We start from the raw sequence: 13,001 nt of genomic DNA on the forward strand, positions 1-13,001 counted from the left end.
CATGCGGCCGGCACGCGCGATTTTCGCGCGCGGCCGGCGCACCGATCGCACGTGCGCGTCAGAACTTCGCGCGGATACCCGCGCCGAACGTGTTGCCGGTCGACAGGCTGCTGATGTGGTCGTTCATGTACGCGGCGTAGATGTCCGTGCGCTTGGACAGCGGATAGTCGTAGCCGACGGCCCAGGTCTGGCGCGTCTGGTCGAGGCCGCCGGCATCGCGCGAATACGCATACGACGCCATCGCGTTGCCCACGCCGAGCGGCACCGACACGCCGCCCTGCGCGGTATTCACGTGCCAGCTGCCCGCGACCTGGTCATTCTTCGTATACATGTACTGGCCGAACAGCTTCACGTACTTCAGGTCGTAGGTCGCGCCGACCAGCGCGATGCCCTGGCTCTTCATGCCGGTCACGAGCGCGCTCAGGTCCTGCGGGCCGTTGTTGAAGTTCACGTACTGATAGACGGCGGTCGCCGCGAACGGGCCGTTCGCGTAATTGAACTGCGCGCTCCATTTCTTCGAGCGGTTGTCGCCTGCCGTGTTGCCGAGCGCGTACATCGCCGCGAAATTCAGGCCGCCGAACGAAGGCGACGTGTACGACAGCGCGTTGTTCCAGCCCGAATCGCCGACCGCGCCCTGGTCGCTCGGATAGGTCGGGAACGTGCCGAGGCCGAGGAACACGTGGTACACCATCGGCGAGAAGGTGTACGAATCGTAGAACGGGTTGAACAGGATCGTCGACAGGAACAGGTGGGTCGTCAGGCGGCCGGCCGTCACCGTGCCGTACGGCGAGCTGACGCCGACGTATGCGTTGCGCGCGAAGAACGTGTCGCCCTGGAAGCGGCCGAACTGGCCGTTCTGCGCACGGAAGAAGCTCTCCAGCGTGAAGATTGCCTTGTAGCCGCTGCCCAGATCCTCTGCGCCGTGCAGGCCCCAGTACGACGTCGACATCCCGCCGCCCGATACGTTCCATGCGCGATCGCCGCCCGGGAACTTGGTTGCGCCGACCCATTCGTCGACCTGACCGTAGAGCGAGACGCTCGACTGCGCGTGGACGGGTACGGTTGCGGCCACGCAGGCGGCCGCGGCGATCAGCTTGACGGACGTGCGCGACGCACGGCGAGCGAATGCTTTCATGGGATCTCCAGGTGTTGTCGAATGTCGATAAGTGGCGCGAGCGTTGTTTTTTGGAGCCGACTGCTTGCGTCGTATGGGGCGCAGCCATCTTTACGGATCGTGCGTCCGGTCAAAATTGCGCACACTTATTGCGGGTATAGCGGCGGCATTAACTTCGCGGAATCGGCACATGGCCAGGCGCGCGGCAGCGGCTGCGCGCAGCGCGCGGCACGCGACGGGACGGCCGCGGGGCGCGCGCGTGCCGGGCGCGAAAGATAGCGCAATGCGGCGGGAAAATCAGCGGAAATATGCGCGCGACTGTGGCGAATTCGCATCACAGCCGGCGGGGGACGAACGCGCGGGCGCTCAGTTTCGGTAGAACGGGGAGAAAAACGGGGAGTGGCCAGGTTCTTCCTGCGCGCGGGGGGGCGGCATCGGACGGCCGCCGCGCTCCTCGTTGTAGCGCGCGACGTCGGCGCGGATCGAGCCGGCACGCAGCGGAACATTGCCGCCGCCCGGCGGACGCGGCATCTGGCGGGAGTCGGCGCTGATCGGACGATACGGGCTTTGCGCGGCGTAATGGCCGTAGGACGGCGTCGGCCGCAGCCCCCAGCGGGAACCGTAGCCGCTCACGCCGCCGGCACGCGCGCCGCCCGGCGGCAGCGCCCGGCGCCACGCCGGCGCGTTGCCGGCCGGCCGGCCGTACGCGCGCATGTCGCCACCACCGAAACCGTGACCGCCGCCGAACGCCGGACCGCCGTGCGGCGGTTGCGCGAGCGCGAGCGGCATCAGCAGCGCGCCGAGCACGCCTGCCACCCATCGTCCGACCCTCAGTTTCACCCGTTCCGTCATCATTCAGTGCCTGTTGCAGCTCGCCGCCGGTTGTTTCCGGCCGACGCAAGCCTTTCAGCAGTAATTTATGAGCGGCCCGAAACTGTGTCGAGCCAAAAAGTGTTAGGTCGCGGGCATGGGTGTAACACCATGTTACTGCTAGGTTTTTTCACTTGAGGGCGTACTCGCGGCAGAACATTCTTCTGCCGTTTTGCGCATCGGTCGCTGCCGCTGACGCTTACCGTCACATGCAACCGATTCATCAATCGATTCACGCAATGAATTTGTGTATTGAATGACCTACCGGGACAATATCGGTTTCGTGCGACCTGCGCGCCTGCCGTTTCCGAATCAATATCCCCGATGGCCCGTCCCCGTTTTCTTCCCGACAACTTCACGCTCGCGCTCGTCGGCACCGTCGTGCTCGCGAGCCTGCTGCCGTGCCGCGGCCCGGCCGCCCATGCGTTCAACTGGGCAACCAACATCGCGGTTGGCCTGCTGTTCTTCCTGCACGGCGCGAAGCTGTCGCGCGAGGCTGTCGTCGCGGGCGCGACCCACTGGCGGCTGCATGCGGTCGTGCTGCTCAGCACGTTCGCGCTGTTCCCGCTGCTCGGCCTCGCGCTGAAGCCCGTGCTGCAGCCGCTCGTCACGCCTGCGCTCTACGCCGGCGTGCTGTTTCTGTGCACGCTGCCGTCGACCGTCCAGTCGTCGATCGCGTTCACGTCGATCGCGAAGGGCAACGTGCCGGCCGCCGTGTGCGCGGCGTCCGCGTCGAGCCTGCTCGGAATCTTCGTGACGCCGGCGCTCGTCGGGCTGATGATCACGTCTCAGTCGGCCGCGGCCGCGTCGCCGTGGAGCACCGTCGGGAGCATCGTGATGCAGTTGCTCGTGCCGTTCGTCGCCGGCCAGCTGCTGCGGCCCGTGATCGGCGGCTGGATCGAACGCAATCGCGGCGTGCTGCGCTTCGTCGACCAGGGCTCGATCCTGCTCGTCGTCTACGTCGCGTTCAGCGAGGCCGTGAACCAGGGGCTGTGGCACCAGATGCCGGCGCGCGCGCTCGGCGGCCTGCTGGTCGTCAACGTCGTGCTGCTCGTGATCGCGCTGGTGCTGACCACGTTCGTCAGCAAGCGGCTCCGCTTCAACCGCGCCGACCAGATCACGATCATCTTCTGCGGCTCGAAGAAGAGCCTCGCGGCCGGCGTGCCGATGGCGAAGGTGATCTTCTCCGCGCAGGCGGTCGGCGCGATCGTGCTGCCGCTGATGCTGTTCCACCAGATCCAGTTGATGGCGTGCGCGGCGCTCGCGCAGCGCTGGGGCGCGCGCGACATGCGCGGCGAGCGTGACGGCGACGAGGGGGCGGCCGGTGCCGCACGCGGACGCGGTGCGCTGAGCGCGGGCAAGCGCTGACGCGGGAGGCCGCGCGGCCGGCACGGCTGGCCGCGCGGGTGCATTCGCGTCTTTCTCGTTCCGCTTCTTCCGCGGGGGTGTCAGAATTTCCGTGTTCAAGGCGGGGTTGAGATTCACACGGATGGTCGAACGAACCGGTCCTCGTAGAGGATAGCGAATTGGTTCATCGCTGTCTTCCAGTCGTGAGCGGCACGTCCCCAATCGGCAGTGATGTTGCGCAGCGCCAGCCAGATCAGTTTCGTCGCGGCATCATCGGTCGGGAAGTGACCTCGGGTCTTGATGATCTTGCGTAGCTGCGAATTGATGTTCTCGATGGCGTTCGTCGTGTAGATCACCTTGCGCACGCCCGGCGGGAACGCAAAGAACGGAATCACGCGATCCCAGGCGTTGCGCCACGCCGTGCTGACCGGCGGGAATTTCTGCCCCCACGGACCGTCAGCAAACGCATCCAGCTCGGCCTGCGCGGCTTCAGCGCTCGGGGCGGTATAGATCGGGCGGATCGCAGCAGCGAGGGACTTGCGGTCTTTCCAGCTCGCGTAATCGAGACTGTTGCGGATCAGGTGGACGATGCAGGTTTGCAGCGTCGTGGCCGGAAACACCACCGCAAGTGCTTCGGGCATGCCCTTGAGGCCGTCGGTCACGGCAATCAGGATGTCGCCCACGCCGCGTGTTTTCAGATCATTGAATACCTTCATCCAGAACTTGGCGCCCTCGGTGTTCTCGATCCACAGGCCCAGGATGTCACGCGTGCCGTCGGGCAGAATGCCCAGTGCCAGATAGACGGCCTTGTTGCGCACGACGGCGTCTTCGCGAATCTTCACGCGCAGCGCGTCGAAGAATACGACCGGATACATCGGTTCGAGTGGCCGGGCCTGCCAGGCCGTCACTTCGGCCATGACCTCATCGGTCACCGAACTGATGAATTCGGGCGAAACTTCCGTGCCGTACTGCTCCAGCACAAAGCCCTGAATCTCGCGCACGGTCATGCCCCGTGCGTACATCGCAACGATCTTGTCGTCGAAGCCCGTGAAGCGTCGTTCGTGTTTGGGGATCAGCAGTGGTTCGAAACTGCCGTCGCGGTCGCGCGGTACTTCGATGCGGATCGGTCCGTCTTCGGTCAGAACCGTCTTGGCGCCACGGCCGTTGCGCTGGTTCGTCACGCTGGCCGGTTTTGCCGCGCCCGGCGCGTAGCCGAGGTGGTGATTCATCTCACCGCCCAGCGCTCGCTCGATCAGCGCCTTCTTGAGGGCTAGCGTCGCGGCATTGATCGCTTCGGCCGTCATCGGGCCGTTGCCGAATTGTTCAAGCAGTTCAGCGGGAATCGCCGGTAGCTCTACCGGTGGGGTTTTCGGTTTGCGAGGCATAGGTTCTCCTGGGGAGGATCATATGCCTTGAACACGAAATTACTGACAGGCCCTCTTCCGCTTCTTCCGCTTCTTCCGCTTCTTCCGCTTCTTCCGCTTCTTCCGCTTCTTCCGCTTCTTCCGCTTCTTCCGCTTCCTCCGTCGCACCGCCCCCCGTCCACCCAACGCGATGCATGCACCATCAACGCGCATCGCGTCACGAAATCTTCATTCAATTCTTCGCACACGCTGCCGTTAAAGTCGGGCGTCCCGTCGCCTCGGCCGCCCTCACCCTCGCCCATGCCCGCGCCCCATCCCGACTCGTCCACCGCCCACACCACGCGCCTGATCGTGGAGCGTGCGCTCGCGGCCGTGTTCCAGCCGATCGTCGACCTCGGGTCGGGGACGGTCGTCGGCTACGAAGGCCTGATCCGCGGCCCGCGCGGCACCGACCTCGAGGCGCCGGCCGCGCTGTTCGCGCAGGCCGCGCGCGAAGGCGCGACCATCGCGCTCGAACAGGCCGCCGCGCTCACCTGCCTAGACGCGTTCGCGGCGCTCGGCTGCGACGGCAAGCTGTTCCTCAATTTCAGCGCCGGCGCGATCCTGCAGCTCGCCATCGAGCGCGAGCGCGCGCGCCAGTTTCTCGGCCGCGCGCGCATCGGCGCGGAGCGCATCGTGATCGAGCTGACCGAGCAGAACGCGATACTGGATGTCGCGCACATCGGGCCGGCGGTCGCGTCGCTGCGCGACGCCGGCATCCAGTTCGCGCTCGACGACTACGGCACCGCCAACGCGAGCATGAACCTGTGGCTGCGCCTGCAGCCGGACGTCGTGAAGGTTGACCGCTTCTTCATCCACGACATCTCGCGCGACCCGCTCAAGTTCGAGGCCGTGAAGGCCATGCAGCACTTCGCGCAGGCGAGCGGCGCGCGACTGATCGCGGAAGGCATCGAGAACGAATGCGACCTGATCGTCGTGCGCGACATGGGCATCTGCTGCGTGCAGGGCTTCCTGCTCGGCCGGCCGGACGCGCAGCCGTCGCGGGTCGTCGCGCCGGCCGCGCGCGATGCGATCCGCGCACCGCACATCGCGGTGTTTCCCGGCGCGACGCGCACCGTGCGGCCGGCCGGCACGATCGCCGCGAAAATGCTCGTCGCCGCGCCGCCGCTGCCGCGCGACGCGACCAGCAACGACGTGCTCGACCTGTTCAACCGGATGCCCGACCTGCATGCGGTCGCGCTCGTCGAACACGGGCGGCCGGTCGCGCTCGTGAATCGCCGCGGCTTCATCGACCGCTTCGCGCTGCCGTATCACCGCGAGGTGTTCGGAAAGAAACCGTGCCTGCAGTTCGCGAACGATGCGCCGCTGATGATCGACAACGCGACGACGTTCGAGCAACTCGCGACGCTGCTCGCGAGCCACGACCAGCGCTATCTCGCGGACGGCTTCGTGATCACCGAACACGGCCGCTACGTCGGGCTCGGCACCGGCGAGAGCCTCGTGCGCGCGGTGACCGAGATGCGCATCGAAGCCGCGCGCTACGCGAACCCGCTGACCTTCCTGCCCGGCAACATTCCGATCAGCGCGCACATCGACCGCCTGCTCCAGCGCGACGCCGGCTTTCATGCGTGCTACGTCGACCTGAACCAGTTCAAGCCGTTCAACGACCAGTACGGCTACTGGCAAGGCGACGAGGTGCTGAAGTTCGCCGCGACGGTGCTGGCCGGCGTGTGCGACCCGCAGCGCGACTTTCTCGGGCACGTCGGCGGCGACGATTTCCTCGTGCTGTTCCAGCGCGACGACTGGCACGCGCGCGCGACCGACGCGATCGCGCGCTTCAACGAAGGCGCGCAGCGCTTCTACACGCAGGCCGACCGGCAGGCAGGCGGGCTGCGCGGCGAGGACCGCCACGGCAACCCGGCGTTCTTCGGCTTCGTGACGATGGCGATCGGCGCGGTCGGCGTGCCGGCGGGTGCGCACGGCGCGATGCGCTATGGCAGCGACGAGATCGCGTCGGTCGCGGCGCTCGCGAAGCGGCGCGCGAAACAGCAGCCGGGCGGGCTCGCGGTCGTCGATCTCGATTCAGGCCGCGCGGCGCTGCGCGATCGCGGCGGGCCGCCGCACGCGGCGGCGGGCTGAACGGCGGGCGGTTGCCGCACGCAAGCGCGCTAACCGGCCGGTGCGGACGGCGGTGCCGGCGCCGCGCACCTGCGCCGGCCCCCAATCGACTCCGGGCAACGGCCTGCCGTTCGTCCGTCGCGGACCGTGCATCCGAACGCGTGCGCCTCGTCCGCCCCGCCGGCATCGCCCCTTTCCATGCGATCACCTTGCCTTTTCCGCGTTTTGTTTAGTATTTTTAGTAACGTCGTTTTCGCAGATTAGCGCGTAAAAACCCGTTATTTCCGGGTATTCCCCGGTTATCCGGCCCGAATTTGGCGCCGTGTTTTACTATACAATCGCCGTCATCCTAAACAAACCGGACCCGAACGATGGGCACCACCATTCGCGACGTAGCGCGGGCGGCAGAGGTCTCGATCGGCACCGTCTCCCGCGCGCTGAAAAACCAGCCGGGCCTGTCGGAAGCCACGCGGGCGCGCGTCGTCGAGATCGCGCAGCACCTCGGCTACGACCCGGCCCAGTTGCGCCCGCGCATCCGCCGGCTCACCTTCCTGCTGCACCGCCAGCACAACCGCTTTCCCGCCAGCCCGTTCTTCTCGCACGTGCTGCACGGCGTCGAGGACGCGTGCCGCGAGCGCGGCATCGTGCCGACGCTGCTCACGGTCGGCCCGAACGACGACGTGCTGCGTCAGATGCGCCCGCACGCGCCCGACGCGATCGCGGTGGCCGGCTTCATCGAGCCCGAGACGATCGAGGCGCTCGCCGCGACCGGCCGGCCGCTCGTGCTGATCGACCTGTGGGCGCCCGGCCTGCGCTCGGTGAACATCGACAACGCGACGGGCGCGGCGCTCGCGATGCGCCACCTGCTCGCCATCGGCCGCTCGCGGATCGCGTTCATCGGCGGCTCGGCCGCGCACTTCAGCATCGCGCAGCGCGCGATCGGCTACCGCCGCGCGTTCTTCGAGGCCGGGAGGCTGTTCGATCCCGCGTACGAAGTGACGATCGACGCCGGGCTCGACCCCGACACCGGCGCCGCGCGCGCGATGCAGCAGCTGCTCGACGCGCCCGGCCCACGCCCGGACGCCGTGTTCGCGTACAACGACGCCGCCGCGCTGGCCGCGCAGCGCGTGTGCATCGCGCGCGGCGTGCGGATTCCGGAAGACATCGCGATCGTCGGCTTCGACGACATCCCGGCCGCCGCGCACGCGAACCCGCCGCTCACGACGCTCGCCGTCGACAAGGAAGCGCTCGGCCGCCGCGGCGTCGAACTGCTGCTCGCCGAATCGCCCGAGCGCACCGAGATCTCCCTGCCCGTCGAACTGATCGTACGGGCCAGCAGCCAGCCCGCCGGCTCACCGGCACTCGATACCGCCACGGTCACCGAATCATGAACATGCCCCCGGTCCAATCCCGCACGGCCGCGCCGGCCGCCCACGCGCAAGCGGCACCGTTCGTCGCGAGCTTCCGCGAGCCGTCGTTCCTGCTGTCGCACATCGAGGACACGCTGCGCTTCTACGCGCAGAACGCGTTCGACCCGACGGGCGGCTTCTACCATTACTTCCGCGACGACGGCAGCATCTACAACCGCACGTCGCGGCACCTGGTCAGCAGCTGCCGGTTCGTCTTCAACTACGCGATGGCGTACCGGCATTTCGGCGATCCGCGCCACCTCGACTACGCACGCCACGGGCTGCGCTTCCTGCGCGACGCGCACTGGGATGAAGCGCTGCAGGGCTACGACTGGGAACTCGACTGGCGCGACGGCGCGAAACGCGCGACGCTCGACGGCACGCGCCACTGCTACGGGCTCGCGTTCGTGCTGCTGGCGGCCGCGCACGCTGCGATGGCCGGCATCGATGAAGCGCGCGCGCTGATCGCGTCGACCTACGAGCTCGCCGAGCACCGCTTCTGGGACGCGGCCGCCGGCCTCTACGCGGACGACGCGACGCCGAACTGGAACGTGTCGTCGTACCGCGGCCAGAACGCGAACATGCACATGACGGAAGCGCTGCTCGCGGCGTACGAGGCGACCGGCCATCTCACCTATCTCGATCGCGCGGAAAAGCTCGCGACCCATGTCACGCGGCGCCAGGCTTCGCTGTCGGGCGGCCTCGTGTGGGAGCACTACCATGCGGACTGGTCGGTCGACTGGGACTACAACAAGGAGGACAGCTCGAACATCTTCCGTCCGTGGGGCTTCCAGCCCGGGCACCAGACCGAATGGGCGAAGCTGCTGCTGATCCTGGAGCGGCACCGCCCGCTCGACTGGCTCGTGCCGCGCGCGGCCGAGCTGTTCGACGCGGCGCTCACGCATGCGTGGGACGCCGATCACGGCGGCCTCTGCTACGGCTTCGGCCCCGACTTCACGATCTGCGACCACAACAAGTATTTCTGGGTGCAGGCGGAAACCTTCGCGGCGGCCGCGATGCTCGGCGCGCGCACCGGCAGCGAGCGCTTCTGGGACTGGTACGACGAGATCTGGCGCTACAGCTGGACGCATTTCGTCGATCACCGCTACGGCGCGTGGTACCGGATCCTCACCTGCGACAACCGCAAGTACAGCGACGAGAAGAGCCCGGCCGGCAAGACCGACTATCACACGATGGGCGCATGCTACGACGTGCTCGCGACCCTCGCGCGCGCGGCGCGCAGCGAGCCGACGCAATGAGCGGCGGCACCTTTCCGGCCTTCGTGTCGGCGGGCGACATCCTGACCGACATGGTGCGTGCGGGCGACGCGCAGTGGACCTCGGTGCCGGGCGGCGCCGGCTGGAACGTCGCGCGCGCGGTCGCGCGGCTCGGCGTGCCGAGCGCGCTCGCGGGCGCGATCGGCGAAGACTGCTTCTCCGACGTGCTGTGGCGTACCAGCGAGGCGGCCGGGCTCGACCTGCGCTTCCTGCAGCGGGTGCCGCGCGCGCCGCTGCTCGCGATCGTCCACGAGACGCGGCCGCCCGCGTACTTCTTCATCGGCGAAGCGAGCGCGGATCTCGCGTTCGACCCGGCGCGGCTGCCGGCCGGCTGGGCCGGACACGTGAAGTGGGCGCACTTCGGCTGCATCAGCCTCGTGCGCGAACCGCTCGCGGGCACGCTCGTCGCGCTCGCGGCCGACCTGCACGCGCGTGGCGTGAAGATCAGCTTCGATCCGAACTACCGGAACCTGATGACGGCCGCGTACCGGCCGACGCTCGAGAAGATGGCCGCGCTCGCCGACCTGATCAAGGTGTCCGACGAGGACCTGCGCCACCTGTTCGGCGGCGACGGCCCCGATGCGGTCGCCGCGGTGCGCGCGCTGAATCCGCGCGCGGCCGTGCTCGTCACGCGCGGCGCGCAGGCGGCCACGCTTTACGCGGACGGCGACGTGCTCGAGGCCAGCCCGCCGCGCGTCGAGGTGGTCGACACCGTCGGCGCGGGCGACGCGTCGATCGGCGGCATGCTGTTCAGCCTGATGGCCGCGCCGCAGCGGTCGTGGCGCGAGCATCTCGCGTTCGCGCTCGCGGCGGGCGCCGCCGCGTGCCGGCATACGGGCGCGCATGCGCCGACGCTCGACGAGGTCGTCGCGCTGCTCGAACGGTGACGGGACGATGACGGCGCGCTGATCGGTCGCCGATTAGCGGCGCTGTACATGCTGCGCCGCAGTGCTACGATGAAGTGTCCTATTGCGGGAGAGGCACGATGGACACGAACACGTTCACGAAAGGCATCTACACGGCCAAGGCGCATACGCAGCACGCCGCCAACGGACAGTTCCAGGGTTACGTGATCCTCGCCCGGGACGACGGCGACGAGACGGAGAACATGCGCTACGACGTCCACACGACGAGTCCGAGCGAGGAAGAGGCGTTCGACGAAGCGAAGGCGCTCGCGCACCGGATCCTCGGCGAAATCGAACTGTAACGCTCGAACCGTGACGCGCCGAACCATCACACGCGCGCCGCGGCCCGGTCGCGGCGCGCCGCCGCATTCGGCGCGGCTCAGAGCAGCCGCGCCACCATCGACACCAGCATCGTCAGCACCAGCGTCGACATGAACGGGAACGGGTAGCGCCGCCCGCCGAGCGTCAGCGTGACGTCGCCCGGCATCCGCCCGATGCCGAACTTGCCGAGCCACGGCCAGCAGCGCGTCAGGATCATCACCGCGACGAACGAGGCCATCAGCCAGCGCAGCATCCCGGGCGCCTCGTCAGAGCGCGTGCGAGCGGTCGCCGCGCGCGAAGGCGTCGAGCGTGCCGTCGATCCCGCGCGAGAACGCGATCACCTTGAACAACTCGCCCATCTCCGCTTCCGAGATCAGCTTCTGCACCGCGTTCGCGGCCGGCAGGAACTGGTGGATGTCGGAAGGATCGATCGCGGCCAGCGCGTCGGTGATGCCCGCGTTCAACAGGAAGCGCGCCTGCGACGTGTAGCCGAGCAGGTCGGCGCCGGTCGCGACGCCCGCGTCGTAGATGCCCGTGAATTCGACGTGTGCGGTGATGTCCTGCAGCCCCGGGTACAGGAATGCGTCGTCATGCGCGTGATGGCGGTAGTGGCACATCAGCGTGCCGCGGTCGCGCTGCGGATGGTAGTACTCGTGCGCGGGGAACCCGTAGTCGACCAGCAGCACCGCGCCACGCCCGAGCATCGTGCATACGGTACGCGTGAACGCCAGCGCGGCTTCGTGCGTCTCGGTCACGTAGCCGTCGTCGACGTCGAGCGTCGCGAGCACCGGCGGCAGGCCGGCCGCGCCGGCGGGCCGGTCGTCGAACACGAACGCGTGCCGCGCGTCGAGCGCGACGCCGCGCTCGAGCCACACGCCGCCCGCCTTCGCGAAGAGGCGCACCGGCATCGCGTCGAGCACCTCGTTGCCGACCACGACGCCGTCGAAGCGCTCGGGCAGCGCGTCGAGCCAGCGCACCTTCGCGGCGAGCGCCGGCGCGGCCGCCGCAATCGTGTCGCGCTGCCGTTCGCGCAGTTCGCCGGACAGGTCGACGATCAGGTATTCGTCGAGCTCGACGCCGAGCGCATCGAGCGCCGCGAGCAGCCCGGCCGCGAGCTTGCCCGTGCCCGCGCCGAACTCCATCACGCGGCGCGTGCCGCTTGCCGCCAGCGCTTGCGCGACGGGATTCGCGAGCGTCTGCGCGAACAGCGGCGACAGCTCGGGGGCCGTCACGAAGTCGCTGCCGTCGTCGGCGCGGCGGCCGAACTTGCGCGCGCCGCCGCTGTAATAGCCGAGGCCGGGCGCATACAGCGCGCGCTCCATGAAGCGGTCGAACGGCAGCCAGCCGCCGGCCGCCGCGATCTCGTCGCGCAGTTGCGCAGCAAGGGTTTCGGACTGCGCGAGCGCGTCAGGGCCGGGAGCAGGTAAACTAGCGGGTTCGTGAGCTTTCGGGTTCATCCCGGCATTGTAAATGACCGTTTCAGCCGATACGTCGCCCCCGCGCATCGCGCTCGTCGCCGGCGCGCTGGGCAGCGCGGCCGACGCCGCGTCGCTCGGTCGCGCGCTCGCGACCGGATTCGCGCAGCACGGCTGGGACGTCGCGCTGCAGCGCAGCCCCGGCACGCCGCGCGCGGCCGCCGACGCGCTCGTCGCCGAAGTCGCCGCCCGCGGGCGCCGTGCAGTCGTGCTCGACGCCGATCTGGCCCTGGAAACCGACGCGGCCGCGCTCGTCGCCGCGTGTGCTGCGGCGCTCGGCCGGCCCGCCTGTGCTGTGTTCGTGAGTGCATGCGCCGCCACCGACGACGCGCACACCGTGGACGGCGCATCGCTCGCCGCCGCGCTCGCGCGCAACGTGACGGCGCCGCTCGCGCTGGCCCGGGCGCTTGCCGACGCGACGCCCGACGCCGCGCGTGACGACGAATCGCTGCGCGCCTGCGTGATCCACGTGCTGGATCAGGCCCTGTTTCACCCGGCGCCGGCGCAGTTGTCGCACGCGCTGATGCAGGCCGCGCTGAACCGCGCGACCTCCGCGCTGGCGCTGGCGCTGGCGCCGAAGGTGCGCGTCGCGGCGCTCGTGCGCGGCCATGCGCCGCACGCGAACGACATCGCGGCGGCGGCCTGCTATCTCGCGAGCGCGCCCGGCGTCACGGGCGCGACGCTGACCGTCGACGGCGGCGAGCACCTGGTGCCGCCCGCCGCCGGCCCGAATGAATGAACCGCGCGGATCGCGCGGCGTGATCGCCGCCGCCCGCGCCGCTTTGCGTGCGCGCACGCCAA

12 protein-coding genes are annotated in these 13,001 nt (G+C 68.9%); 7 read left to right on the forward strand and 5 right to left on the reverse strand.

Features of this window, described 5'->3' with window-relative positions; translation table 11 throughout:
* Positions 1–58 precede the first annotated feature (58 nt).
* Together WS66_RS27975 and WS66_RS27980 are read right to left on the reverse strand one after the other, a co-directional pair.
* The gene (locus tag WS66_RS27975; protein WP_059599979.1) at positions 59–1,135 is read right to left on the reverse strand and encodes a porin; all 1,077 of its coding nucleotides are present in this window, start codon (positions 1,133–1,135) and stop codon (positions 59–61) included.
* A 345-nt stretch (positions 1,136–1,480) separates the two neighbouring features.
* Positions 1,481–1,966 (reverse strand): hypothetical protein, encoded by a 486-nt coding sequence (locus tag WS66_RS27980; protein ID WP_059600041.1) that lies wholly within the window; start codon positions 1,964–1,966, stop codon positions 1,481–1,483.
* 342 nt (positions 1,967–2,308) lie between these two features.
* Here WS66_RS27980 and WS66_RS27985 point away from each other — a divergent pair, with 342 nt between their 5' ends.
* Complete coding sequence (locus WS66_RS27985) at positions 2,309–3,352, forward strand: bile acid:sodium symporter family protein (RefSeq protein WP_059599978.1); 1,044 nt, start codon at positions 2,309–2,311, stop codon at positions 3,350–3,352.
* A gap of 113 nt (positions 3,353–3,465) precedes the next feature.
* Here WS66_RS27985 and WS66_RS27990 read toward each other — a convergent pair whose 3' ends face one another.
* On the reverse strand, positions 3,466–4,716 hold the full coding sequence (locus tag WS66_RS27990; RefSeq protein ID WP_059600046.1) for an IS256 family transposase: 1,251 nt from the start codon (positions 4,714–4,716) through the stop codon (positions 3,466–3,468).
* 279 nt (positions 4,717–4,995) lie between these two features.
* On the opposite strand from WS66_RS27990, the gene WS66_RS28000 reads away from it, so the two are divergent.
* The 5 genes from WS66_RS28000 (at position 4,996) to WS66_RS28025 (ending at position 10,706) form a co-directional block, all read left to right on the forward strand.
* The gene (locus tag WS66_RS28000; RefSeq protein ID WP_059605695.1) at positions 4,996–6,834 is read left to right on the forward strand and encodes an EAL domain-containing protein; all 1,839 of its coding nucleotides are present in this window, start codon (positions 4,996–4,998) and stop codon (positions 6,832–6,834) included.
* Positions 6,835–7,184: 350 nt separating this feature from the next.
* Positions 7,185–8,204 carry a LacI family DNA-binding transcriptional regulator gene (locus WS66_RS28010; RefSeq protein WP_059605698.1) on the forward strand — a complete coding sequence of 340 codons (1,020 nt, stop codon included), beginning with the start codon at positions 7,185–7,187 and terminating at the stop codon, positions 8,202–8,204.
* Positions 8,201–9,481: an AGE family epimerase/isomerase gene (locus WS66_RS28015; protein ID WP_059605701.1), complete on the forward strand. Its 1,281-nt coding sequence runs from the start codon at positions 8,201–8,203 to the stop codon at positions 9,479–9,481. Before WS66_RS28010 ends, WS66_RS28015 begins: the two co-directional genes overlap by 4 nt.
* On the forward strand, positions 9,478–10,386 hold the full coding sequence (locus tag WS66_RS28020; protein WP_059605704.1) for a carbohydrate kinase family protein: 909 nt from the start codon (positions 9,478–9,480) through the stop codon (positions 10,384–10,386). Before WS66_RS28015 ends, WS66_RS28020 begins: the two co-directional genes overlap by 4 nt.
* Positions 10,387–10,484: 98 nt before the next feature.
* Positions 10,485–10,706: a hypothetical protein gene (locus tag WS66_RS28025; RefSeq protein WP_059450680.1), complete on the forward strand. Its 222-nt coding sequence runs from the start codon at positions 10,485–10,487 to the stop codon at positions 10,704–10,706.
* Positions 10,707–10,783: 77 nt separating this feature from the next.
* Here WS66_RS28025 and WS66_RS28030 read toward each other — a convergent pair whose 3' ends face one another.
* Positions 10,784–10,978, reverse strand: coding sequence for a DUF2905 domain-containing protein (locus WS66_RS28030; RefSeq protein WP_057928625.1), 195 nt, complete (start codon positions 10,976–10,978; stop codon positions 10,784–10,786).
* Positions 10,979–10,991: 13 nt separating this feature from the next.
* Positions 10,992–12,182, reverse strand: coding sequence for a class I SAM-dependent methyltransferase (locus WS66_RS28035; protein ID WP_059605708.1), 1,191 nt, complete (start codon positions 12,180–12,182; stop codon positions 10,992–10,994).
* Between the two features lie 13 nt (positions 12,183–12,195).
* On the opposite strand from WS66_RS28035, the gene WS66_RS28040 reads away from it, so the two are divergent.
* On the forward strand, positions 12,196–12,939 hold the full coding sequence (locus WS66_RS28040) for an SDR family oxidoreductase (protein WP_059605711.1): 744 nt from the start codon (positions 12,196–12,198) through the stop codon (positions 12,937–12,939).
* Positions 12,940–13,001 lie beyond the last annotated feature (62 nt).

The organism is Burkholderia sp. LA-2-3-30-S1-D2 (genome assembly GCF_001523915.2).
In the GTDB taxonomy this organism is placed as follows: Bacteria; Pseudomonadota; Gammaproteobacteria; order Burkholderiales; family Burkholderiaceae; genus Burkholderia; species Burkholderia diffusa.

Bases quoted from the DNA above. Each gene is read 5' to 3' on its own strand.
- WS66_RS28020 (WP_059605704.1), top strand. From the start codon at position 9,478: ATGAGCGGCGGCACCTTTCCGGCCTTCGTGTCGGCGGGCGACATCCTG.
- WS66_RS28010 (WP_059605698.1), top strand. From the start codon at position 7,185: ATGGGCACCACCATTCGCGACGTAGCGCGGGCGGCAGAGGTCTCGATC.
- WS66_RS28035 (WP_059605708.1), bottom strand. From the start codon at position 12,182: ATGAACCCGAAAGCTCACGAACCCGCTAGTTTACCTGCTCCCGGCCCT.
- WS66_RS27985 (WP_059599978.1), top strand. From the start codon at position 2,309: ATGGCCCGTCCCCGTTTTCTTCCCGACAACTTCACGCTCGCGCTCGTC.
- WS66_RS27975 (WP_059599979.1), bottom strand. From the start codon at position 1,135: ATGAAAGCATTCGCTCGCCGTGCGTCGCGCACGTCCGTCAAGCTGATC.
- WS66_RS27980 (WP_059600041.1), bottom strand. From the start codon at position 1,966: ATGACGGAACGGGTGAAACTGAGGGTCGGACGATGGGTGGCAGGCGTG.
- WS66_RS28040 (WP_059605711.1), top strand. From the start codon at position 12,196: ATGACCGTTTCAGCCGATACGTCGCCCCCGCGCATCGCGCTCGTCGCC.
- WS66_RS28030 (WP_057928625.1), bottom strand. From the start codon at position 10,978: ATGCTGCGCTGGCTGATGGCCTCGTTCGTCGCGGTGATGATCCTGACG.
- WS66_RS28015 (WP_059605701.1), top strand. From the start codon at position 8,201: ATGAACATGCCCCCGGTCCAATCCCGCACGGCCGCGCCGGCCGCCCAC.
- WS66_RS27990 (WP_059600046.1), bottom strand. From the start codon at position 4,716: ATGCCTCGCAAACCGAAAACCCCACCGGTAGAGCTACCGGCGATTCCC.
- WS66_RS28000 (WP_059605695.1), top strand. From the start codon at position 4,996: ATGCCCGCGCCCCATCCCGACTCGTCCACCGCCCACACCACGCGCCTG.
- WS66_RS28025 (WP_059450680.1), top strand. From the start codon at position 10,485: ATGGACACGAACACGTTCACGAAAGGCATCTACACGGCCAAGGCGCAT.